18 protein-coding genes are annotated in these 25,376 nt (G+C 34.8%); 14 read left to right on the plus strand and 4 right to left on the minus strand.

Annotation, left to right across the window (positions count from 1 at the left end):
- Nucleotide 1 precedes the first annotated feature (1 nt).
- From AAC069_RS11025 to AAC069_RS11085, 13 genes are all read left to right on the plus strand, one after another.
- Nucleotides 2-3,154, plus strand: a complete 3,153-nt coding sequence (locus AAC069_RS11025; protein WP_339920523.1) for a TonB-dependent receptor — start codon at nt 2-4, stop codon at nt 3,152-3,154.
- 18 nt (nt 3,155-3,172) lie between these two features.
- Entirely contained in the window at nt 3,173-4,963 is a 1,791-nt protein-coding gene (locus AAC069_RS11030; RefSeq protein ID WP_339920524.1) for a RagB/SusD family nutrient uptake outer membrane protein, read from the plus strand.
- 28 nt (nt 4,964-4,991) lie between these two features.
- Nucleotides 4,992-6,533 (plus strand): DUF4957 domain-containing protein, encoded by a 1,542-nt coding sequence (locus AAC069_RS11035; RefSeq protein WP_339920526.1) that lies wholly within the window; start codon nt 4,992-4,994, stop codon nt 6,531-6,533.
- A 127-nt stretch (nt 6,534-6,660) separates the two neighbouring features.
- Complete coding sequence (locus AAC069_RS11040; protein WP_339920527.1) at nt 6,661-8,112, plus strand: right-handed parallel beta-helix repeat-containing protein; 1,452 nt, start codon at nt 6,661-6,663, stop codon at nt 8,110-8,112.
- 52 nt (nt 8,113-8,164) lie between these two features.
- Nucleotides 8,165-9,115 (plus strand): alpha/beta hydrolase, encoded by a 951-nt coding sequence (locus tag AAC069_RS11045; protein ID WP_339920528.1) that lies wholly within the window; start codon nt 8,165-8,167, stop codon nt 9,113-9,115.
- Between the two features lie 23 nt (nt 9,116-9,138).
- Nucleotides 9,139-10,104 carry a DUF4861 family protein gene (locus AAC069_RS11050; protein ID WP_339920529.1) on the plus strand — a complete coding sequence of 322 codons (966 nt, stop codon included), beginning with the start codon at nt 9,139-9,141 and terminating at the stop codon, nt 10,102-10,104.
- Nucleotides 10,105-10,119: 15 nt separating this feature from the next.
- On the plus strand, nt 10,120-11,313 hold the full coding sequence (locus AAC069_RS11055) for a glycoside hydrolase family 88 protein (RefSeq protein ID WP_339920530.1): 1,194 nt from the start codon (nt 10,120-10,122) through the stop codon (nt 11,311-11,313).
- Between the two features lie 19 nt (nt 11,314-11,332).
- Nucleotides 11,333-12,553, plus strand: a complete 1,221-nt coding sequence (locus AAC069_RS11060) for a glycoside hydrolase family 88 protein (protein ID WP_339920531.1) — start codon at nt 11,333-11,335, stop codon at nt 12,551-12,553.
- 15 nt (nt 12,554-12,568) lie between these two features.
- The gene (locus tag AAC069_RS11065) at nt 12,569-14,191 is read left to right on the plus strand and encodes a glycoside hydrolase 43 family protein (RefSeq protein ID WP_339920532.1); all 1,623 of its coding nucleotides are present in this window, start codon (nt 12,569-12,571) and stop codon (nt 14,189-14,191) included.
- A gap of 11 nt (nt 14,192-14,202) precedes the next feature.
- Nucleotides 14,203-15,306, plus strand: a complete 1,104-nt coding sequence (gene pelA, locus AAC069_RS11070; RefSeq protein WP_339920533.1) for a pectate lyase — start codon at nt 14,203-14,205, stop codon at nt 15,304-15,306.
- Nucleotides 15,261-16,238, plus strand: coding sequence for a pectinesterase family protein (locus AAC069_RS11075; RefSeq protein ID WP_339920534.1), 978 nt, complete (start codon nt 15,261-15,263; stop codon nt 16,236-16,238). Before pelA ends, AAC069_RS11075 begins: the two co-directional genes overlap by 46 nt.
- 6 nt (nt 16,239-16,244) lie before the next feature.
- A complete protein-coding gene (locus AAC069_RS11080; protein ID WP_339920535.1) occupies nt 16,245-16,976 on the plus strand; it encodes a rhamnogalacturonan acetylesterase in 732 nt (243 codons plus the stop codon).
- Nucleotides 16,977-16,982: 6 nt separating this feature from the next.
- Nucleotides 16,983-18,341: a glycoside hydrolase family 28 protein gene (locus AAC069_RS11085; RefSeq protein WP_339920536.1), complete on the plus strand. Its 1,359-nt coding sequence runs from the start codon at nt 16,983-16,985 to the stop codon at nt 18,339-18,341.
- Between the two features lie 61 nt (nt 18,342-18,402).
- Here the strand turns inward: AAC069_RS11085 and AAC069_RS11090 are convergent, their stop codons facing one another.
- From AAC069_RS11090 to AAC069_RS11100, 3 genes are all read right to left on the minus strand, one after another.
- On the minus strand, nt 18,403-20,166 hold the full coding sequence (locus AAC069_RS11090; RefSeq protein ID WP_339920537.1) for a DUF885 domain-containing protein: 1,764 nt from the start codon (nt 20,164-20,166) through the stop codon (nt 18,403-18,405).
- Between the two features lie 187 nt (nt 20,167-20,353).
- Nucleotides 20,354-21,193, minus strand: coding sequence for a cytochrome c (locus AAC069_RS11095; RefSeq protein ID WP_339920538.1), 840 nt, complete (start codon nt 21,191-21,193; stop codon nt 20,354-20,356).
- Nucleotides 21,194-21,362: 169 nt separating this feature from the next.
- Nucleotides 21,363-23,630, minus strand: a complete 2,268-nt coding sequence (locus AAC069_RS11100; protein ID WP_339920539.1) for a glycoside hydrolase family 3 N-terminal domain-containing protein — start codon at nt 23,628-23,630, stop codon at nt 21,363-21,365.
- A 402-nt stretch (nt 23,631-24,032) separates the two neighbouring features.
- Here AAC069_RS11100 and AAC069_RS11105 point away from each other — a divergent pair, with 402 nt between their 5' ends.
- Nucleotides 24,033-24,824 (plus strand): prolyl oligopeptidase family serine peptidase, encoded by a 792-nt coding sequence (locus tag AAC069_RS11105; RefSeq protein WP_339920540.1) that lies wholly within the window; start codon nt 24,033-24,035, stop codon nt 24,822-24,824.
- Nucleotides 24,825-25,000: 176 nt separating this feature from the next.
- On the opposite strand, the gene AAC069_RS11110 is transcribed toward AAC069_RS11105, so the two are convergent.
- The gene (locus tag AAC069_RS11110; protein ID WP_091089111.1) at nt 25,001-25,363 is read right to left on the minus strand and encodes a nuclear transport factor 2 family protein; all 363 of its coding nucleotides are present in this window, start codon (nt 25,361-25,363) and stop codon (nt 25,001-25,003) included.
- Between the last annotated feature and the right edge of the window lie 13 nt (nt 25,364-25,376).

The following is a 25,376-nucleotide window of genomic DNA, read 5'->3' on the forward strand; positions in this document are numbered from 1 at the left end:
CTTGCTTAGCTTATTTGTGAGTAATGAAATGTGTGCTCAAAATGGGATGACTATTGGCGGTATAGTCAAGGACGCTACAAACATGCCAATTCCTGGGGTAAATATTATTGAGAAAGGAACTAAAAATGGAACTGTAACAGATTTTGATGGGAAATTCTCTTTACGCGTTTCTGGATCAAATAGTGTTTTAGTCTTTTCATATCTAGGATATGAGACATTTTCTAAGACTGTAGGGCAAGCTAAATCTTTAAACGTAGTTTTAAAAGATTCAAATTCTAAGCTTAATGAAGTTGTTGTGATAGGTTATGGTACTTCACGTAAGTCGGATTTAACCGGTTCAGTTGTTTCTATTGCCGGTGAAGATTTGAAAAAACTATCTATTGCTAGTGTTGCAGAAGCTTTAACAGGGCGTTTGGCTGGGGTTCAAGTAACTTCATCAGAGGGTTCGCCGGATTCTGAAATTAAAATAAGAATTCGTGGAGGAGGATCTTTGACTCAAGATAGTTCTCCTTTAATAATAGTTGATGGTTTTCCAGTAAACAGTATGAGTGATATTTCTCCTTCTGATATAGCAAACATCACGGTATTGAAAGATGCCTCTTCAACTGCAATTTATGGTTCTCGTGGTGCAAATGGGGTTATAATCGTAACCACAAAAACAGGTAAAGATGGGAAAATGACAGTAAGTTTTAATTCTTTTTTTGGTTTCAAGAAAATTGCAAATACTATTGATGTTTTGCAGCCGGATGATTTTGTCAAATGGCAATATGAATATGCGCTACTTAAAAATGACTTAAGCTCTTACGAGAAATACTTTGGTAAATGGCAAGATTATGATCAGTATGCTGGTATGAAAGCTAATAATTGGCAAAAACAAATCTATGGTCGTTTAGGTGAAGCAAGAAGTCGTGATTTAGGAATTCGTGGTGGTACAGATAAATTAAGTTACAATTTTAATTATGCCCGCTATGATGAAAAAGCCATCATGGTAGGTTCTGATTTTACAAGAAATAACCTGTCTTTTAGTTTGAAAAACAAAGCTAGTGATAAAATTGACCTTTCGTTTACTATGCGTTATTCTGATACAGAAGTTAATGGTGGTGGAACTAATGAACAAAACGAAGTCTCATCTGCAGATGCTCGTCTAAGACATAGTGTAGGTTACTCACCAATACCGCTTCCAGGTTTAACTACTGATAATACTGATGAAGCATTATCAAGTTATTTAGTGAATCCTTTTGTTTCTGTGGCAGATAATGACCGCAAACAAACTAGAAAGAATTACAATTTGTTAGGTAGTTTTTCTTGGGAAATTTTAAAGAATCTTAAATTAAAGTCAGATGTAGGATTAGACAATTATAACTACAAAGATTATAGATTTTATGGACGCTCTACTTATTATGTGAGTAATATACCTGCCGCCGAAAACCAAGGAAGTCCTGCAATAATCATTAGTAATCGTGATAATTTGCGCTTTAGGAATGCAAATACATTGAATTATGATTTCAAAAACTTAATAGGTGATAATCATGGTTTAAAAGTACTAATAGGTCAGGAGATGATCAAATATAAATCAAATGAAATAGAAAGTACGATTCATGGTTTTCCAAAATTCTTTGATTTTAATGACTCAAGAAATCTTAGCTCTCAAGGAACTCCTCAAGCTGTGGATAACAATTACAGTCCAGATGATAAATTACTTTCCTTTTTTGGACGTGTAAATTATGATATTAAAAATCGTTACCTATTCACTGCTACTTATCGTGCGGATGGTTCAAGTAAGTTTTTAGGAGACAATCGTTGGGGATATTTCCCAGCAGCAGCAGTAGCTTGGAAATTATCTGAGGAAGATTTTTTGAAAAATGTTTCTTGGTTAAATGCACTTAAAGTTAGATTAAGTTATGGACAGGCTGGAAACAATAACATTCCTACTGGACAAACAGTTCAAAGCTTTCAATCATCAAGTTCAGCATGGATAAATGGAGTTAGCAACTATTGGTCAGCCTCTAAAACATTGGCTAATCCTGACTTAAAATGGGAAACAACAGTGACGCAGAATGTTGGACTTGACTATGAATTATTCAAAGGTCGTGTAAGTGGTTCTGTAGAAATGTATAAAAATGTTACAAAAGATTTATTAGTACGTTTTCCTGTTCCAGGAACAGGCTACGATTCTCAATATAGAAATATGGGAGAAACACAAAATACGGGTGTTGAGGCATCTTTGAATTTGGTAGCTATTGATAAAGCTGATTATGGTTTAAATTTTTCTTTCAACATAGGGTTTAATAAAAACCGAATTAATTCATTAGGGCTTTTAGAGGATTTTGGACAAAATACAAATTGGGCTTCTTCTGCGATTGGTAATGATTATGTTGTCAATGTTGGTCAACCTATAGGTTTAATGTATGGATACAAAAGCGATGGTCGATATGAAGTTTCAGACTTTGATTATGCAGCAGGGAAATATACACTAAAAACTGATGTTGCAAATAGCTCTAATATTATAGGTACGCTTAGACCGGGATCTATGAAATTAAAAGATGTAAATGGGGATGGAACAGTAGACGCTAGTGATCTTTCAATTATTGGCAACGCTAATCCTAAACATACTGGAGGTTTTGTAATCAACGGTAATGCGCATGGATTTGATCTTTCGGCAGCCTTTAACTGGAGTGTTGGGAATGATGTTTATAATGCAAATAAAATTGAGTTTACAACATCAAATACAAATGGACAATACAGAAATTTAAGCTCAGAAATGGCAGATGGTAATAGATGGACAAATCTAAACGCCGCGGGGCAATTAGTAACTGAACCGGGAGAATTAGCAGCACTTAATACTAATACAACAATGTGGTCACCTTATATGAAGAACTTTGTTTTTAGTGACTGGGCAGTTGAAGACGGATCTTTTTTAAGACTTAACTCACTTTCATTAGGATATACATTACCAGAATCTTTGATCTCTAAACTTGGTATTTCTAAATTTAGATTTTATGCTACAGCGAATAATGTATTTATTCTTACAAACTACTCAGGTTTAGATCCAGAAGTTTCTACAAGAAGAAATACTCCTTTAACTCCTGGAGTTGATTATTCACCATTTCCAAGGAGCCGCCAAGTGGTTTTTGGTTTAAACCTTAATTTTTAATTTAATAATTATTCAAAGATGAAACATAAAATAATAATTACAGTAATAATTATAGCAGGGCTTTTTACCTCTTGTCAAGATATAGAAGGAGATTTCTTAGAAGCACCGGCAAAATCAACTTTAGATGAATCTGTTATTTTTTCAACAGCAGGTTTGGCAAAAGGAGCAGTAGACGGTATTAAAATACCTTTCGCAGAAACTAATTCTTACAGAGGTCGTTTTCTTCCGTTTTACGGATTCAATACAGATACTGAATGGTATAATACTTCTGAGACTGTAGATGATAAATCAGATTTGTGTACTTATGACGCTAAAGCGAATAACTCTCAAATGAATACAACAAACAATGCTTGGGCAATGATGTATTCGGGAATTGAACGTGCCAATATCTGTATAAGAGGGTTACGTAAATTTGGAAACCCAGAACCTGGAACTGAATTAGGACATTTATTAGGAGAAGCATTAACATTGCGTGCGATTTATTATGCTGATTTAATGAAGACTTGGGGAGATGTCCCTGCTCGTTTTGAACCTATAAACTCAGAATCTTTGTATTTACCAAAGTCGAGTCGTGACGAAATTTATAAACAATTAATTCAAGATTTAGGGGAAGCTTCTGCATTGGTGCCATGGCCAAATGAAACGGCTAATACTGCAAGTGTAGAGCGTATCAATAAGGCTTTTGTAAAAGGGTTAAGAGCGCGTTTAGCAATGGTAGCATCTGGTTTCCAGCAATATCCTGACGGTATTAGAAGAAGTACTGATGCTGAACTTTCTGTTGCAAAAATGTACAAATTGGCGTTAGATGAGTCCCGTTCTATAATGAATAGCGGTACTGCTCATTTAGAATCTTCATTTGAAACTTTATGGAGAAAATACAATCAAGAAAATATAAGCGCTGGTGGAGAATCATTATGGGAACTTCCTTTTGCTGATGGACGTGGACGTATGCTTTTTACTTTTGCGGTTTATCATACAAGTAGTGATCAATTCCATTCTAATGGTAATAAACGTGGAGGAGTAGCAGGTCCACTGCCAAATGTGTTTTATGATTATAATGAATTGGATACTCGTAGAGATGTAACCTGTGTGCCATATAAATATGGTACTCCAGTAAATGGTATAGCAAAACAAGAGTTGGGAGCATTAGATACTTGGTATTTTGGAAAATACCGTTACGAATGGATGAATCGTTTTGTAACTTCAACTAATGATGACGGAATCAATAAAGTATACATGCGTTATGCCGAAGTTGTTTTAATTGCTGCCGAAGCGGCAAATGAGATAGAAGGACCTGCTGCTGCTGCTCCTTATTTGAAAGAAATTCGTAAAAGAGCATTCCCAGTTGCTGCACAAGCACAACAAGTCGAGGCTTACGTAACTGCTTTGGCCAGTAAAGATGCTATGTTTAAAGCAATTGTTTTAGAACATAAATTTGAGTTCACTGGTGAAATGGAGCGTAAGCAAGCACTTATTCGTTGGAATTTACTTAAAAGCAAATTAGATGAAGCAAAAGCAAAAATGCAAAATTTGAAAAATCGTGCTGGAGAGTATGCTCAGGTACCATCTACATTATATTACAAAACGAAATCTGATAACGTATCCCTTCAAATTTATGGGTTAAATCGTGGTGAAATTGTTAATCCTGGTGTTGAATATTCTGCATTCGCATGGACTAAACTAGAAGATACTAAAGTAAATTCTCTATATAAAAGCGCTGTAAATCCTGACAATAGACAATACTGGCCAATATGGCAAGTGTTTATCGACGGTAGTAATGGTAAACTAGTTAACGACTACGGCTATTAATAATTAAATAATTAAATCAATTGTGATTATGAAAAAAATATTTATAATAAAAGGATTATTAGCCACTTTACTTTTGACAGTTTTGGTCTCTAGTTGTACTGGCTACAGTGAAGATTTGTTAGATGTACTAGATGTAAATAGAGTATTTTCTCCAATAAGCCTTACGGCAAAAGTTAGAAATCAAACAACTGTTGAATTGAATTGGACAACAAGGGATAACGTAGATCATTATACCGTTGAGATCAGCGCTGATGATCCAGATTTCACAACTATTTTTAAAACGTTGCAAGTTGCAGGAACAGAGCTACCATTGCAAGTGGCATTAGAAGGAGAAACTATTTATTCCATTAGAGTAAAGGCTGTAAGTGCAGTTGGACTTGAAGATTCAAAGTGGTCAGTGGTAACCGCTACAACACTTTCTGAACAGTTGTTGTTAGCGACTATAGATGGTGATGTTCAAGCTAAGCAGGCAACATTTAGATGGGCACCTAATAGTAGTGTAACAAAAATTGTGCTTACACCAGGTACTATCACTCATGTAATTACTGCGCAAGAAAAAGCAGCCGGAGTAGCTACGGTTACTGGTCTAACTGCGGAGACAAAATACAGTGCTATACTATATAATAATACTAAAAAAAGAGGTTTTTCATCATTTGAAACAGGTATAGATATTGGTACAGGTATATTGGTAAAAACTACAGATGATTTGTTCAAAAAAATTGCTGATGCAAAAGCTGGAGATGTTTTGGTGTTAGAGGCAGGTGATTTTACGGCACAAACTGGGTCGATAACTTTAGATAAATCGATAACTATTAGGGGTTTAAAAAGTTATAGTAGACCACTTTTAAAAGTTAATTTTTCAATAGCAACTGGTGCTACTGATGTAAGTTTAATAGATTTAAATTTAAATGGAGGTAAAACATTAACTGATGTAGTAAGGTTTACGGATGCGACGAGTTACGGATCATTATTAATTAGTGGATGTGATATTCATGATTTTGATAAATCATTTATTGGTAGTGATGTTGCTGCTGCAAAAGTGAATACAATTACTGTCGAAAACTCTGTTGTTTCAAATATAATAACTAATGGAGGAGACTTCATTGATTTTAGAAAAACATTTGTAGGCGAGGTAACTTTGAAAAATAGTACGTTTAATAACTGTGCTCCTGATCGTGATTTTTTTAGAATTGATGCTGGTACTTTAAGTGGAACTGGATTAACGACTAAGATATTGGTTGACAGCTCTACATTCTACAAGGTTTCTAATACATCAGGTAAAAGATTTCTATACGTTCGTTTCAATGCAAATATTTTAACTGTTCGCAATTCTTTATTTGCAGAAACAGTAGCAATTTATTCAAATCAAACGACAACTTCAGATCCAAGTTTTCTAAAGAATAATTATTTCAACGCTACGGGCCTTCATACAACAAATATTAAGTATGATAACTCTACAAGCTATACTACCATAAACCCAGGATTTGAAAATGCAGCTACGGGTAATTTTAAAATTACAAATCAAGCGTTAATTGATAATAAAATTGGCGATCCTCAATGGAGAAAATAAAAATACTGAGGCTCGTTTTTAAACGAGCCTTTCTTTTTTACGAGTGTGCTATTAAATTAGCTTAACTAGATTTAAATGTTAGTTTTTTTAGTTTGATTCAAAAGTAAAATCCTTAAAAAGGTCAAAGATGAAGATAATATATATGTTGCTAATGCTAAGTCTTTTTTCTTGCTCGAAGGAAGAAGCTTCAGTCGATACAGTAGTTTATGTAAAAACAATCAAGCTATCGGGTTCTAATATTACAGAGGGAACAAGTAGTCAATTAAAAGGGGTTTTACTGCCAGATAATGCAACTAATAAAACGGTGTTTTGGAAATCTTCAGATACTAGTATTGCTGAAATTTCGTCATCTGGACTACTTACTGCTAAGAAAAACGGTAAAGTCCTAATTACCGCAACAGCTATCGATAAAAACACTGTTTTTGCTACAAAAGAGATCAGCATTTCTAGCTTTAGTAATGGTCAAACTTTTGACTATACAGTATCTAACTCAGCTGAGCTTTTAGTGGCGTTGGCCAAAGTGAAAGCAGGCGAAACAATTGCAATGAATGGAGGAACTTATATAATGAGTAGTAAAATTACATTGAGTGTTTCAGGTACTACTAGTAGCAAAATTAGTTTAATAGGATTAACAAACCCAAGTAGACCAAAACTTGATTTTTCTACCATGACTGAAAATGCCTCAAATCAAGGTATCATTTTAACGGGAAATAATTGGTATATAAAAGGAATTGATATTTACAAAGCTGGTGATAACGGTTTACAACTTAAAGGAAGTAACAACCTAATTGAATTTTGTACATTTTCTGAATGTGCTGATACTGGTTTACAAATTGATTCAGGTGCTTCTAATAATACAATTCTCAATTGTGACTCTTATTTTAATGCAGATGCTACGCTTGAAAATGCAGATGGTTTTGCTTGTAAATTATCGGCTGGTACAGGAAACAAATTTATTGGGTGTAGAGCTTGGCAAAATTTAGATGATGGTTGGGACGGATACTTGAGAGGAGCTGATAACATTACAACTACCTATCAAAATTGTTGGGCTGTAAAAAACGGATTCTTAAAAAACGGAACAAAAGGTGCTGGAGATGGAAACGGTTTCAAAACTGGAGGAAGTGATGATAAGCTATTACAACACAATGCAGTTTATAAAAATTGTATTGCTGCGGGTAACGTAAGCGACGGATTTGATCACAATAGTAATAGAGGAAATGTAGTGCTATACAATTGCTCGGCTTACAGTAATGGAAAAAATTATTCGTTTAGTAGTACAAATCCACTCGAAAAACTAACCATTAAAAACAGTTGTTCTTTAGGAGCATTCGGCGCTACAAATGCTACTTTAATTGATGTTACAAATAACAGTTGGCAAAATGGTATTGTAACTGATGCCAGTGACTTTAAAAGTATCGACTACAATCAACTATTGGTTCCAAGAAAAGTAGATGGGAGTCTGCCAGATGTTACCTTTTTAAATCTTAATTTGGGTAGTGATTTAATAGACAAAGGAATTGATGTTGGTTTGCCGTTTATTGGTAGTGCTCCAGATTTAGGAGCTTTTGAATTTAATTAATAAAAAAATCACTGCCGAATTCTGTGCGGTTTAAAAAAGATAAAAACCTAAGATGAAGTTAGTTTTAGTCCTATTTATTATAAGTGTTGGTCTTCCTGTGTTTTCACAAACGGTAATGGAGAGCGATACTTCGTACACCGTATTTAGTACTTTTAATAAAGAAATTAAAAAATTTCCCTTTATTAAAATTGTAAAAAAACAGCAACATCAAGAAGTAGATGAGGTTAAGGATGTTGTTTATAGAAAAGTAGGATCAAGGGAATTGCATATAGATGCATTTTATTCTAAATCGAAAGTAGCTAACCCCGCTGTAATTATGATTCACGGTGGAGGCTGGAAATCTGGGGATAAATCACATCTGGAGCCAATGGCAATCGAGATTGCTTCAATAGGATATTCATGTTTTGCAGTTGAATATAGATTGTCCCCAGAAGCAAAATATCCGACTGCTATTTTTGACGTTAAAAGTGCTATCCAATTTATTAAAGATAACGCTGCTAAATTTAATGTAGATACGACTAGAGTCGCTATTTTAGGCTGTTCCTCAGGCGGACAAATGGCAGCTTTAGTTGGAACTACTAATGGTAATAAAAGTTTTGAGGAAGGGAAAAGTTCACATAAATCATCTACAAATGTACAAGCGGTAGTCAATATGGACGGTGTCTTGGCATTCAAACATCCAGAATCAGAAGAAGGGGAGGTTGCCACATTATGGTTAGGAAGTACCTATGAAGAAAAACCCGAAATATGGAATCAAGCTTCGGCTCTTTATCATGTTGATGAGAATACACCTCCAATTTTGTTTGTTAATAGTGATGTGACTCGTTTTCACGCTGGAAGGGATGATATGATTGCAAAATTAGATAAATTTGGAATCTATAGTAAAATAAAAAACATTCATAATTCACCACATTCCTTTTGGTTTTTCCATCCATGGTTTGAAGAAATGGTGGAAAGTACAACTGATTTTTTAGATAAAATTTTCAAAACAAAAATTAATTAAATAATTTTCAAAATAAAACAAAAATGAAAATAATAAAAATTGCTTCAGTTATTATTTTAGGTTGTTTGGTTTCGTGTAAAGCACAAGAAAAACAATTAACGACAACATCCAAAACCTATGCCGAAATAGCTGTAAAAGAAGGAGGAAAGTGGGAAGGACGTAAATACATTGGTGGAACATTCAAGAATGTTCAGAAGCTTAAGCTGGCTCCGGAACATACAGATCATTCTTTTGATATACGTTATGAAGGACCAGGTTGGGAAAGCAATAAAATTGGATATCGTTTGTATTTAGATTGGAGAAATGCGATTGATATTTTTGGAAAAAAAACAGAAGCAATAGTTTTACCACAAGTTGGGCAAGACGGTTTTGACTCGTATCATGAAATGAGCGACTGGGGTGCTGATATTCTGAAAGCAGGAAAAGGAATCGGGATTGGTTCGATTGATCGTTATCTAAATAACGAAAGGTTGCATTTTTATGAAGTGGATGCTACAGTCGCAACAGTTAAAAATACAACAGATAAATCCATTGTAAAAGTTGATTATACAGGTTGGAAAACGGTTTCAGATAAAATTAATTTCACATCAGAATTAACGATTAAACCTGATCAGAGATATACCCAGCATACTATTCAAGCTTCTAAAGCTATTGAAGGAATTTGTACCGGAATTGTAAAACAAAAAAATACAGAGTTGCTTAAGAAAGTAAGCAGTAATAAAAAATGGGCTTACATAGCGACCTATGGGACGCAATCGTTAGTTCCAGATAAATTAGGAATGGCTATTTTTTATGAAACGAATACTATCGAAAATTTTGTTGATGCAGAATTTGACCATCTTTTAATCTTTAAACCAACTACGTCAAAAATTTCCTTTTATTTCTTGGGAGCTTGGGAACAAGAGAAAAACGGAATTCAATCTCAAGAGGAGTTTGTGACTTATCTAAATGGAAAATTAGAACAGCTAAACGCTAAAAATAAATTGTAATTCTAGATGCAAAATATGCTTTCTACTAAATACCATTTTTTCAAAATCGTCATTGTAATACTGCTGTTTTGCAACTGCAAAGTAATAGGTCAATCACCTATTTCAGAAAATCAAAAATGGTCAGAAAGAACGGCTATTTCCATACTTAAATCATATCCTAAGGCATGGCAAATTGATGGGAATGACAAACCGAAATGGGATTACAAATTGGGCTTTGTATTGCAAGCATTCGAGCGTTTATATCAAAAGACGAATGATACTATTTACTTTAATTATATCAAAGAATATGCTGAGGGAATGATTGATCGTTCGGGTACAATAAGGACTTACAATAACAAAGAATATAATATAGATTTTATAAATCCAGGTAAAGTATTATTCGACTTGTTCAAGTTAACAAATGATGAACGGTATCGTACAGCACTGATGCATTTACGAAGCCAACTTGAACAGCAACCGCGAACAGAGAGTGGCGGTTTTTGGCACAAAGAAATATATCCTAATCAAATGTGGTTAGATGGATTGTACATGGCCGAACCCTTTTATGCGAGATATACAGTTGAATATGAAAACGGCAAATATTTGAATGATGTTGCTAAACAATTTGAGATTATTCACAAGAATATCGTGGACAAAAAAACGGGATTATTATTTCATGCTTGGGATGAAAGCAAGCAAATTACCTGGGCAGATCCTTTAACAGGAACTTCCCCAACGATATGGTCTAGAGGCATAGGTTGGTATATGATGGCATTGGTAGATGTTTTGGATTATTATCCAGACAAGCATCCTAAAAAGAAAGTATTAAAGGGTTATTTAAATGAAATGGCAACGACTTTACTGCAGTATAAAACAGCGACAGGTTTATGGTACCAAATTACTGATAAGACTTTACTAAAAGGGAATTACCTAGAACCTTCAGCATCAGCAATGTTTATATATGCTTTTGCAAAAGGAAGTAACCAAGGATATTTGCCAGGAAAATTTAAGAAGCAGGCTCAAAAGTCCTTTTCTAGCTTTATAACGGAATTTATAAAAATTAATGATACTGGTACGGTAAACATCGTTAATGTATCGCCAAATGTAGGGCTTGGAGGCACTCCTTTTCGAGATGGATCTAATGCATATTACCTCAAAGGCAAGCCAAAGGATAGCAGCTCAGCGGCTTTGGCTGCTTTTATACTAAGCGCGATAGCATTGGATAAATAGAAAATTAAAAATATTTAAAATGATACAAACTAGGAGACAAAGCTTTTTTGCTACAATGATATTCATTGTCACTATTAGTTTTACAAGCTGTAAAATGATTTCTCAGGAACCTACAAAGGCTACTTCAACAATTTCAAAAGAAAATAAATGGTCTGAGCGTATGGCGTTGTCTATTATGAAACGTCATCCAGAGTCCTTTCAAATTGATGGTCAAAAGGAGCCTAAATGGGATTATGTTCATGGTTTAGTTTTAACTTCTTTTGAAGAACTTTACAAACAGAAAAAGAATCCTCTTTATTATAATTATATTAAGAGTTATGCAGATATTTTGATTGATAAAAAAGGAACTATAGCGACCTACAAAATTCAAAATTACAACATTGATATGGTAGTAGCGGGTCGTTTACTTTTTAATTTGTATGGGCAAACTAAAGAGCCTCGTTATTTAGTTGCAATGCAAACGCTGAGAAAACAATTAGGAGAACAACCAAGGACAAACAGTGGTGGTTTCTGGCACAAAAAAGTATACCCAAACCAAATGTGGTTAGACGGATTGTATATGGGAGAACCATTCTATGCGCAATACACAACTACCTTTGAGAACGGAAAAAATTTGGATGATATCGCCCATCAATTCGAATTAATTCAATTGCACGCTACCGATAAAAAAACAGGCTTATTGTACCATGGGTGGGATGAAAGCAAACAAATGGCTTGGGCCAATGCTCAAACAGGAACATCTCCCAATTTTTGGTCAAGATCCATTGGCTGGTATGCTATGGCTTTAGTAGATGTTCTGGATTATTTTCCTAAGGAGCACCCAAAACAAAAAGAATTGGTTGGGTATTTGAATGCTGTGGCAGAGAGCTTAGTTAAATTCCAAGATAAATCGGGATTGTGGTATCAGGTTACTGATCAGGGAAATAGTGAAGGTAATTATTTGGAAGCATCGGGAAGTGCTATGTTTGCTTATGCTTTTGCAAAAGGAGCAAACAAAGGTTATTTACCAGCTAAATATAAGGCAATAGCTAATAAAGCTTTTGATGGGCTGACAGAAAAGTTAATAAAAGTCAGTGCAGATGGTGAAGTTACCATCACCCAAGCTTGTGCAGTTGCTGGACTAGGAGGAAACCCTTATAGAGACGGTTCTTACGAATATTATGTAAATGAACGAAAACAAGACAACGATCCTAAAGCTACTGGGCCTTTTATATTAGCGGCTTTAGAATTAAACAGATAATTTAAAAAAGATAGCATGAGATTTTTGAAAGTCATTGTATTATTATTTTTGGGTAGTCACTTTGTGATGGCTCAAGCAAATAATAAGAGTAGTATTTCAAAAGCATGGGTTGCTGATAACGGAGATGGAACCTATAAAAACCCCATTTTAGATGCTGATTATTCTGATCCAGATGTAATACGAGTTGGAGATGATTATTATATGACTTCTTCCTCTTTTAATTGTATTCCAGGTTTGCCAATTCTTCATTCGAAAGATATGGTCAACTGGGAGTTGGTTAATTATGCAATGCAAAAGCAACCTCCCTTAGATGTCTATGATAAACCAGGGCATGGGAATGGAGTTTGGGCACCTTGCATAAGATTTCATAATAATGAATTCTATATATATTATCCTGACCCAGATTATGGAATTTATATGGTTAAAGCTAAAGATCCTAAAAAGGTCTGGTCCAAACCAATTTTAGTAAAGGAAGGGAAAGGATTAATCGATCCTTCACCTTTATGGGATGACGATGGGCAAGTGTATTTGGGGTATGCATTCGCAGGAAGTAGAGCAGGTATCAAAAGTCTTCTAGCGATTTGTAGTATGAATGCAGCGGGAACTGTAGCTAATAATGATGATACTATTATTATTGATGGCCACGAAGATGAGTCAACTATTGAAGGCCCTAAATTATACAAACGTAACGGATATTATTATGTTTTTGCACCAGCAGGAGGTGTGCCTACAGGATGGCAAACGGTATTAAGAGCTAAAAATATTTACGGTCCATATGAAAAAAGAAAAGTACTAGACCAAGGTAAAACGGCAATCAACGGTCCGCATCAAGGGGCTTGGGTACAAACACAAACGGGTGAAGACTGGTTTTTTCATTTTCAAGATAAAGGCGCATATGGTCGGGTTGTTCATTTGCAACCCCTAAAATGGATAAACAATTGGCCAGTTATTGGAACTGATAAAGATGGAGATGGAATAGGGGAGCCGGTTATGGCTTATAAAAAACCAAATGTTGGAAAATCATATCCAATAGTAACCCCTGCTGATTCAGATGAATTTAATATGCCAACAATAGGTTTGCAATGGCAGTGGCATGCCAACCCAAAAGTGTACTGGGGTTTTCCTTCCACTATGGGGTATTATACAATGTATTGCCAAGCTATGCCTAATGAGGCTACCAACTTATTTGATGTTGGTAATTTACTATTGCAAAAATTTCCTGCAGAGGAATTTACAGTAACAACCAAAATGACTTTCAATGCTCGTTTTGATGAAGAACAAACGGGACTTTTGGTTATGGGCTTAGATTATAGCTATTTAAAAGTCAAACGATCAAATGGTTCTCTTTATGTATCTCAAGTTGTCTGTAAGAATGCAGATAAAAAAGGCGTAGAAACAGAGAATGGTAAATACAAATTAGAAAATAATAGCTTTTATCTACGAGTAAAAGTAAGCTCGGGCGGAACATGTGATTTTTATTACAGTGACGACGGAGAAAAATTCAAATCCATTGGTTCTAGTTTTACAGCTAGAGAAGGAAAATGGATTGGTGCAAAAATAGGTTTTTTAGCACTTCGAAATGGAGTGACAAATGACGCAGGGAATGTTTTAATAGACTGGTTTAGAGTTACTAATTAATACAAATTAAAATGAAAAAATTTCAAAAATGGAGCGTTGTGCTACTTGTTTTTTTAGCAGTTAATACATTTGCTCAAGTGCATGATAAATCATGGAAAAGCATTACTGAAATGCCTGAAGGAAAATGGTTTGCTTCTGCGGAAGCCAAAGCTATTGCCGAAAATGTATTGCTTTACCAGCGTAATATTGGTGGTTGGCCTAAAAACATTCAAATGCAAAAACTACTTTCAGATGAAGAGAAAAAGGAACTATTGGCGCTAAAAAGTGATATGCATAATATCACTACAGATAATGGCGCAACCTATCAAGAAATGGTTTTTTTGTCAAAAATGTACAGACAAGTTCCTGACGAAAGGTATAAAAGTGCTTTTCTAGCTGGATTAGATTATATTTTAGAAGCGCAATACGATAATGGAGGTTGGCCCCAATTTTATCCATTAAAAAAAGGCTACTATACGCACATTACCTATAATGACGATTCGATGGTCAATATATTAAACGTGCTTGAAGAGATTAAAGATAAAACGGATTGTTTTTCGATAAAGGCTTCAGATGAAACGATTAAAAAAATTGAATTAGCGTTTAATAAAGGGATTGACTGTATTATAAAAACGCAATACAAACAAAATGGGGTTTTAACTAGCTGGTGTGCACAACACGATGAAAATACACTTTTACCAGCGAAAGCGCGTGCATATGAACTACCTTCATTGAGCGGAAAAGAATCTGCTAAAATAGTTTTGCTGTTAATGTCGCTTGATAATCCTTCGAAAGAAGTAATTACGGCAGTGAATAGTGCGGTTGCTTGGTTTGAAAAAGTAAAAATAGATGGCTTACGAGAAGATCGAATATTGAATGCAGAAGGTAAAATAATTGACAAGAAAATGATACCAGATGCCAATGCACCAGCAATATGGGCGCGCTTCATGGAACTGGATAACAATAAACCATTTTTCTCTGATAGAGATGGTATAAAGAAATATGCACTATCTGAAATTGGTGACGAACGCAGAAACGGATACGCTTGGTATACAAATGAACCAAAAGAGGTTTTGAAAGCATACGATAAGTGGAAAAAAAAAATCTCATCGGGAAGGATCGGTCTGAAAAATTAGAAACTAAAACGCCAAAAGACGACTCTAATATTATTGTTGCTCAAGATGGAAGTGGCGATTTTACCAAAATTCAAGATGCTATAAATGCTGCAAAAGCTTTTCCAGATGATAGAATTACTATCTTTGTGAAAAATGGGGTTTATTATGAGAAGGTTAAAATTTATTCTTGGAACCCCAAAATTTCATTGATTGGTGAAAGTCGTGAGAAAACGATAATTACGTTTGATGATTATTTTAATAAAATCAATATCGGTAGAAACAGCACTTTTCATACGTATACAGTTTTAGTGGAAGGGAATGATTTTTTTGCTAAAAACTTAACAATTCAAAATTCATCCGGCGAGGTGGGACAGGCAGTAGCTTTGAACGTAAATGCGAATCGTGTCATGTTTACTAATTGTTCGTTTTTAGGTAATCAAGATACGCTTTACACATCTGGAGAAGGCACTAAGAACTATTTTAAAGACTGTTATATTGAAGGAACTACCGATTTTATTTTTGGAGACGCGACTGTTTTATTCGAAAATTGTATCATTAAGAGTAGAAAGAACTCCTATATAACTGCTGCTTCAACACCCCAAAATAGCACTTTCGGATATGTGTTTAAAAATTGCAAGTTGATAGCAAATGAGAGTGCCGATGCCGTCTATCTTGGAAGACCTTGGCGCATTTATGCAAAAACGGTATTTATCAATTGCGAAATGGGAAAACATATCAAATCTGAAGGATGGGATAATTGGTCTAAACCAGAAGCTGAAAAGACTTCTTTTTATGCCGAATATAATTGTACAGGAGAAGGATTTCAACCAGAAAAAAGAGTTTCTTGGTCGCATCACTTGACTAAGTCGGAGGCTAAAAAATATACTTTAGATGCTATCCTTGGAGACAATCAAGAAGAATTAAAGGTAAAATGGTATTCAATTTTTAAATAGATAAAGATGAAAATTAATTGGATTATTTTTTTATTAGTTACAACAAGTTGTTTGGCTCAAAAAACGACAATTTATAGTATTGGAGATTCGACAATGGCTAACAAAGTCAACCCTACTGAAAACCCTGAACATGGATGGGTACAGGTTTTATCGCCATTTTTCACAAGCAATGTTGTGATTGATAATAGAGCTGTAAACGGCCGCAGTACGCGCAGTTTTATAAATGAAAATCGATGGGATTCTGTGTGTAAAACCTTGAAAAAAAGAGATTATGTTTTTATTCAATTTGGTCACAATGACCAAAAAGCAGAAGATCCCAAGCGTTATACTAATCCACATACGGCGTATCGTCAGAATTTAATCAAATTCGTTTTAGATACTCGTGCCAAGGGAGCAACTCCAATTTTGTTTTCATCTATTGTAAGAAGAAATTTCAATGACAAAGGTGCTTTAATTGATTCTCATGGAGAATACCCTATGGAAGCCCGTTTAGTTGCTCAGGAATATAATGTTCCTTTTATTGACCTTCAATATTTAACAGAACAACTGGAAGAGGCTTATGGTGTGGAGGGTTCTAAAAAGTTGCATTTGCATTTTAAGGCAGGAGAAATCCCTTATTATAAAGAGGGTAAAGATGATGATACTCACCTGTCAGAATTAGGAGCTACAGAAGTTTCTAAATTAGTTATAGCAGCTTTAAAAGAGACCGATTTAGATTTAAAAAAACAAATTAAGTAGACTGGCATGAAAAAGATTTCTTTTTATTTTATAGCGATTTTATCTTTCAATATGTTATTGGCGCAATCAAACAGCAAGAATACCCTTTTTGAAATGGAAAAAATTGTGAATCGTATTCAATTGCCTAGTATTCCAAATTATAAAGTAGAAGTTACGCAGTTTGGTGCCAAAGGAGATTCGGTGACTAATTGTAAGTTGGCTTTTGAACAAGCAATGAAAGCTTGTGAAAAACGTAAAGGAGGAGTTATAGTGGTGCCAAAAGGAGTTTACACGATTAATGGACCCATTCATTTTGTAAGTAATGTCGAGTTGCATTTGGAAGCGGGAGCAAAAATAAGATTTGGTTCTAATCCAAAAGATTATCCACTTGTTCTTAGCAGTTGGGAAGGAACAATGTTGTACAATTATAGTCCTTTAATCTATGGCAACAATGTAGAAAATGTTGCGATTACTGGCAATGGAATTATTGATGGCGAGGGAAGTAATACTTGGGCAAAGTGGAAGTCATTAGAAAAAAAAGATCAGCTTTTAAGTAGAGAGATGAATCATAATGATGTTGCGTTGAAGGCTAGAATCTTTGGAGATGGACATTTTTTAAGACCACAACTCATTCAGTTTGTCAATTCAAAAAACATTTTAATTGAAGATGTTACTATTGAAGACTCTCCATTTTGGTGCGTTCATTTATTAAAATCGAAAAGTATTACAATTCGAGGCCTTAAATATGATGCGCAAAACTATAATAATGACGGTATCGATCCAGAATATTCGAGTGATATTTTAATAGAGAATATTCATTTTAATAATGGAGATGATAATATTGCTATAAAGGCAGGACGTGATAACGATGGGCGAGATAAATCAAATATACCATCAGAGAATATTGTAATAAGAAATTGTGAATTTAAAGGCTTACACGCTGTGGTTATTGGTAGTGAAATGTCAGCAGGAGTTCAAAATGTATATGTTGACAGTTGCAGAGCTAGCGGATATTTGAAGAGGGGAATTTATATTAAAACCAATTCGGATCGAGGAGGATTTATAAAAGATATTTATTTTTCAAATATTACTTTTGGAAAAGTTGAGGACTGTATATATATGACCGCTAATTATCACGGAGAGGGAAGTGGTTTGTTTCCTTCTAAGATTTCAGATATTTCTATTTCGAATATCAGTTGCGAGGCAGCTTCAAATGGGGCGATTGTAATTGAAGGATTCCCTGAAAGCAAAGTAGAAAATATTACTTTGGATAGAATTGCAATAAAAGTGGCTAAAAACGGAATGACACTAACGAATACGAAGAATATTAGTCTTAATGAAATTGTAATTGGAGATAAAATAGGGGTTCCAAGCTCCGCTAAATAGTAGATATAAAGAAAGCTTCTCTATCGAGAAGCTTTCTTTATATCTACTATTTAAAATTATTTTATTTTTCTGCAATCCAAGCGTCAATCTTTTTTTCTAATAGGGCCAGTGGCATTACTCCAGATTCCAACACTTTTTCATGAAATTTCTTAATTTCAAACTTAGCTCCCATTTTGTCTTGTGCTCTTTTGCGTAATTCCATGATTTTTAATTGACCAATTTTATACGATAAGGCTTGTCCAGGAATGGCCATATAGCGTTCGATTTCTGTAGTAATTCCGGCTTCACTTTCTGCCTCATTTTCCATTGAAAATTTAATGGCTTGTTCTCTAGTCCATCCTTTACTATGTATTCCTGTATCAACAACTAACCGTACTGCTCTGTGCATTTCATTTCCTAACATACCAAAATATTGATAAGGGTCTTTGTACAAGCCTAATTCCTTACCTAAGCTTTCAGTGTACAAAGCCCAGCCTTCGCCGTAAGCGCCAAACCAGTTGTACTTTCTAAAATCAGGTAATGCGGTGTTTTCTTGTTGTAAAGAGATTTGAAAATGATGCCCAGGGATTGCCTCGTGCAAAAATAAATCTTCGTCCCCATACATATTGTATTCTTTAATGTCTGGTATTGGTACATAAAATACACCAGGGCGCGAACCGTCTGCCGTTCCTTGACTGTATTCTGCACTAGCTGTTTTTTCTCTAAATGCTTCCGTTCGCCTAATTTCAAATTTTGTTTTGGGCTGTAAGGAGAACAATTTGTCTACGTTTGGTTTTATTACAGCGTAGATTCTTTCAAAGTTAGCAATTACTTCTTCTGGTTTTTTAAATGGTTTTAACTCTGGTTTGTTTCTTACATAATCAAAAAATTCAAGCAATGTTCCTTCAAAACCGACTTCAGTTTTTACTTTTTCCATTTCGGCATTTAATCTTGCCACTTCTTTTAATCCTAATTCATGAATTTCTTGCGGAGTCATTGTGGTTGTTGTCCACTGTTTTGCATAGGTAGCGTATAATTCTTTTCCAAAAGGCAAACTTCCTATTCCACTAGTTGATCTTGAGGCAGGCAGGTATTCGTTTTTAAGAAAAGCAGTCATTTTTTTAAACTGAGGAATCAGTTTATCATTGATTTCTGCGGTATATTTGGCCTTTAAATCCTTCTTTGTTTCTTCAGAAAATGTCGAGGGCATTAGTTTTATGGAAGAATAAAATAGATTGTCTTCAATATTAGTAGTTGGCATATCTTCGAACTGTGGAATCACTTTCACGGTTAATGATTTTGGTAATACAACTCCTTGTTCGATTCCTTTTTTCATATAAACCATTGCCGAATCAATCCATACGCTATACGAATCCATTCTTTTTAGGAAATTGGCGTAATCTTTTTCAGTTTTAAAGGGTTGTCCGCTAGTTCCTCCAGCATATTGCCCCATTGTTAAATGGGTTCCCCAAAACTGATGAACTGGCATTAGGTTTGTGGGTTGTTTTAATAATTCTTTACCCACTTCAACTTCCCATTTTATAATTTCATAACTATTTTTTTCTTCAGGGGTAAGTGCCGCTTCCTTAACCTTATTTAAGGCGGTTTCATATTTATTGAAAAAAGTCAATTGATCTTTTCTAAAACTGTCAGTCATCTCAAATTGTAGCTGATCGTTGTATTCATTTTGACCATTTTGTGTTGCGCTCAAAGGATCTAGCGCATTTTTATCGTTGAAATAGCTTGTTGTTAAGACACTAAAGTCTTCTTTTTTGTTTTCCTTTTTACAATTTACAAGTAATAAGGAAAAAATAGGCAGTAAAATAAGAAGGGGTGTTCTTTTCATATAAATTGATTATTAGGTAGTTGAGGCTAATTTACTCAAAAAAATCGAATTTTAGATTAATTGTATTTTTCTTGTAAATAATCAGCGGGTCATTTTTTGTTTTATGTCTAAAAATGAAAAATTCCTCGTTTGAGAGATTTTCTGAATGCTTGAAAGCGAGACTTATTATTGTTCTATTAAGGTTCTGTTATAATTTGTGGTTTGCCATGTATTCTAAATAATTGACAATTTCGTCTATGTCTTTAGTAGTTACGTTTGTGGGCGTAGGCATTTTTACTCCGTTTCTAAAGGAGGCTGGATTCTTTATGAAAGCTTTCAATTGTGTTTTGTCCCAATATTCGGTTACGCTTTTTGGGTAATTTAATTCTGGTCCCATGTTTCCTCCAATTTTATTAATAGAATGGCAAGCGACACAATTCTTGCTGAATAATTGAAACCCAATTTCAGCCTTAGCATCGTCTTTTGGAAATAACAAAGCGATGTTCTCATTATTAGGGACAAGATGTATTTTCATAAGGTTGTAAGGCCATTTAAAATCAACATCTTTTGTTGAAACTCCTTGATAAATTAAATAGAAGGGAGCGGCTTTCATTTCATGTCCGTCTTTTATAATTGGCGACCATAATTGCCCTTTTGGTGCATCTATATCGCTAATGGCAAGAAACGATTTTACCGAAAGAAATTTTTGCAAGGGCATCATAGGTTTGTATCCGTCTTTACATTCAAAGACGATTTGGTATTCGCTAGTTTCTAAATTTTTGATAGAAGTATAGGTTTCTAAAAGTTCTGGGAAAGGGATTGCATTGTAGCTTTTGATGCTATGATAGACAGGGTCGTCGTACACTGTTACCAAGGTTGTCTTTTTTAGTTTGCCTTTATTTTGTAAAGCTACTAAGTCAATGGTCAAAGAATCTGTACTACGACTTTGTGCAGTGGTTTCAGCGTCTGTTTTGTTTTGCGTTTTTTGATGACAACCCAGAGCGAGAAATAATATAAGAATCACTATTTTGTATTGAAATTGTCTCATTACTTTTTGGGTAGATATTTAGCTATAGCTAATATAGTTAAATAAAAGGAATGTATAGAGAAACAGGGTTTGGTAGATTTTAAGGCTTTATATGTTTTTTTGTTTAAAACAAAATAAGCTCCCCAATTGAGAAGCTTATTTTATATTGTAAATTTTATTTAATGAAGATTTACTGTAGTAAAAACTCCTTTGTAAGGTTGCCAATTTGAATTTTAAATGTTCCTTTTTCAGAAATCCATTTTAAGTCATTGCCTACAAACTGTAGGTCTTTTTGATTCAGCGTGAATGCTATTGTTTTAGTTTCATTAGGGCGTAAACTGATTTTTCCAAATCTTTTCAATGCTTTTACTTCAGGGGTAATACTAGCATAAATATCAGATAAGTAAAGTAATACAGCTTCTTTTCCGTTTCTGGTTCCTGTATTTTTCACCTCGACAGAAACGGTTATACTATCCGCTTCGCTTATTGTGGTTTTGTCAAGTCTAAGGTTTGAATATTCAAAAGTGGTGTAGGATAATCCGGTTCCAAATTCAAATTGTGGGGAGTAACTTTTTTCGTATGTAGCATCATTATTTTGTTCTTCATCACCTAAACTCTCCGTATATTTTCTATTGTATTTTTCCAATGAGTTAGGGTATCTCGGATAGTTGTATGGCAGTCGTCCGCTTGGATTTACGTCACCAAAAAGAATGTCAGCCAACGCTCTCGCGCCTTCATTCCCTGGAAGGTAGCATTGTACTACTGCGCTCATTTTATCTTCAAAATCACTGATTAACCTTGGTCTTCCTTCATTCAAAACTAAAATAATAGGTTTGTTTAATTTGGCTAAAGCCAAAGCTAATTTTATTTGTGCGTCATTGATGAATAAATTACTGATGTCTCCAGGTGTTTCGGTATAGTTCTTCTCTCCTAAACACAGAATTATTTTCGAAGCATTTTTAGCCATTTCTACTGCTTTCTCAATTTCAGCATCATCAAAATTAGCAAAATCACTACCTGGCGTGTAGAACACATTTTCTTTTCCTAGTTTATTTTGCAACGCTTCTAGAATAGTAGATTTATCAGCTGCATAGGTGTCTGAATTTTCTCCTTGCCAGTTGTAAGACCAGCCGCCGTTCAAGTATTTCATGCTATTAGCCGTTGGTCCTGTAACTAATATTTTTTCGTTTTTATTCAAAGGTAAAATGGCCTTTTTGTTTTTTAATAAAGTAATCGATTCTGCGGCTGCATTGTAAGCTACATCTATGAATTCTTGGGAACCAAATTTTGGGTAATCCTTTAAATTAGCCACGGTACTTTCGAATAAATTTAGTTCGAATTTCATTTTTAGTATTCGGGAAACTGCATCATCAATTCTCGACATCGGCACTTCGCCTTTGGCAACTAAATCTAGTAAGTCAGTATAAAAGCTGTAATCTTCCGGAACCATACTCATGTCAATTCCTGCCAATACTGATATTCTTACGGCATCCCTATTTGTTTCGGCCACTTTGTGACGTGTGTGTAAGTAAATAATGTCTTTCCAATCTGTAACCACGACCCCTTCAAAACCCAATTCTGTTTTTAAAATGTCTGTAATCATTCGTTTGCTCGCATGAACAGGAGTCCCGTTGATTTCGCCTGAACTCACCATAATGCTTTTGGCTCCAGCCTTAATAGCGGCTTGGTATAGGGTTAGGTCATATTGTCTCAAGATACGTTCCGGAATGATACTTGGTGTTCTGTCTTTTCCGGTTGTAGTACTACCATAACCTATATAATGTTTCATGCAGGAAGCGACATTGTATTTAGAGCCTACATCATTTCCTTCGAAACCTTTCACCATAGCGGCTCCCATTTCAGAAGACAAATAGGCGTCTTCGCCGAATGATTCCCATATTCTAGACCAAGCTGGATTTCGTGGCATGTCTAAATCAGGTGAAAAAACCCAAGGGATAGAAGAAGCTCTTGTCTCATAGGCTGAGATTTCAGCACCTTTTCTCGCGATTTCAGTATTGAATGTAGCTGCAATTCCTATTTGTTGTGGGAATAAAGTTGCTCCGGCAGTATAGCTGGAACCATGAATTGCATCAATGCCGTATAGTACCGGAATTTTCAATCTGGTTTTATTAGCTTCGTTGCTGATAGTGGTAATTACTTCTTTCCATCGTTGTATTGTTGGCGCACCGGGATTTGGTACATTTAATATGGAACCAATATGATATTTTAGGATTGCTTCGTCTAGCTTTGTCATGTCAAAAACACCGGGTTTGCCTTTTGCTTCAAAATTGGTTACCGTGATTTGAGTCATCTGTCCGATTTTCTCTTCAATGCTCATTTTAGAAAGTAATTCTGAAACTTTGCGGTTAACTTCTGTTTTCTGGGAGGATTTATTTTGACTCCATAAATTTGTTGAAACGAGTACGATTGTTAGCAGAAGTAGAATTGGTTTTTTCATTTTTGGACTGGTCTTTTGGTTGATTCTTTGTTATTTAAAAAAAAATCTAGACGATGTATTAGATTTTTAAATAATCGATATGAAATATATGCTTTTTTTAAGATAGTAATAGTTTAGACCGTTAATTTATGTTGTTTTCAATAGGTTTAACGTTTTCGTTTTTAAAAAGATAATTTGTTTTTAGGCCAGAGTTTTTATGTTTTATGGAATGCTGTTCGATATGAATCGGATCTACTTGAAAGGTTAAAGCAATTTCGTGACGATAAATAAAGAACTCAATTTCGCATCGTCTTCAATCCTTTTTGATGGAGGCTAATAGTCTATGAGGTCTTTTATTTCTTCTTCTAATTGTATGATAGATAGATTTATATTATTAAATTTAGATTTTAAAAAGAAAAACATATGAGGCTTCAAAAAACAACTTTAGTGTATTTTATTTGTTTAATTTTTATTTATGGATGCAGTAATGGTGGTTCAGAAGAGTCGGCTAACGTTCCGCGAACCTATCAAGATGTTGAGAAAGACTTTGATGCTATTAATTTTAAAACAGGTATTAACGATATCTCTTTAGCTAATTTTCGTGGTGGAAAATGGGATTTTAGAGTGATTATGCCAAATGTCAATTTAACAAATAACCTGAGACCGTTGATAATTACATTGCATGGAGCAGCTGGAGGTAGTCCGGATGCTCATAAACAGACTGCATGTTATGTAGAGACTGCTTATGCGGGTTTGAATGCTATAATTATAAGTCCAAACGGGTATGTGAATTTATGGTCTGAAGCGGTGAATCAAGAGCTGGTGTTAGCTTTGGTTGATTTAGCGACGAAATATCTTCCTGTTGATAAGAACAAAATTGTGATAGAAGGGTATAGTAATGGAGGGAATGGTGCTTGGTTTTTTGCTGAAACACAACCTCAAATATTCTCTGCAGCAATTCCATCGGCTAGTTATTACAATACGACAAATAATAGTATTGGAAGATTAATTAAAATACCAGTGTATGCTATTCATGGAGAAAAAGATGCTCTGTTTCCTGTAGCAGATGTTAAGAGGTGGGTTGATGCTACTAATGCCTCAGGTAGCAAGGTTACTTTAGTCATTGCGCCAGGATTAACGCATCCAGAACCTTGTTCTTATGTCAATTATATGAAAGGAGCCGCAGAATGGTTGGTTAACGATGTTTGGAAATAAGTTCAATAACTAAAGGCGAATATTGTATAACGAAAGCTTGTTGAAAGATACAAAAGAGTTAGGAATCACGCTTTAAAAATAAGGGTTACTATACAATACGGCTTGCTCTAATTGAATAAGAACAAGCCGTATTGTATTACAAACTAGTAAATAGATTTTTAATTGAGCGAAATTTGCTATCCGTGATATACTCTTGAGGCAACAATTTTGTCTTCTCTTATGTCTAATACTTCTGCAACAAGCATTTCATCTTCTCCGTCTACTGTTCTTATGTATTCCATAAAAACGCGATCTCCGTTTGCTGTAAGCGAAGTTACTTTGTAGTTTAAACTAGGCAATCGCTCAAAAGCATCTTGCCACCATTCTCGTAACGCTTGCTTGCCTTTCACCAGGCCATTTGTTTCTGGCTTGTGGATTTTTAGTTTTGGACTGAAGTGTGCAGCATCTTCGTCATATAAAGCTAGGAGTTTTTCTAATTCTTTGTTGTTGAAAGTTTCAAACCATTTAAAGGCGATCGATTGTAATTTTTCTGGTGTCATGGCGTTGGCTTTG

Source organism: uncultured Flavobacterium sp. (genome assembly GCF_963974175.1).
Taxonomy (GTDB): domain Bacteria; phylum Bacteroidota; class Bacteroidia; order Flavobacteriales; family Flavobacteriaceae; genus Flavobacterium.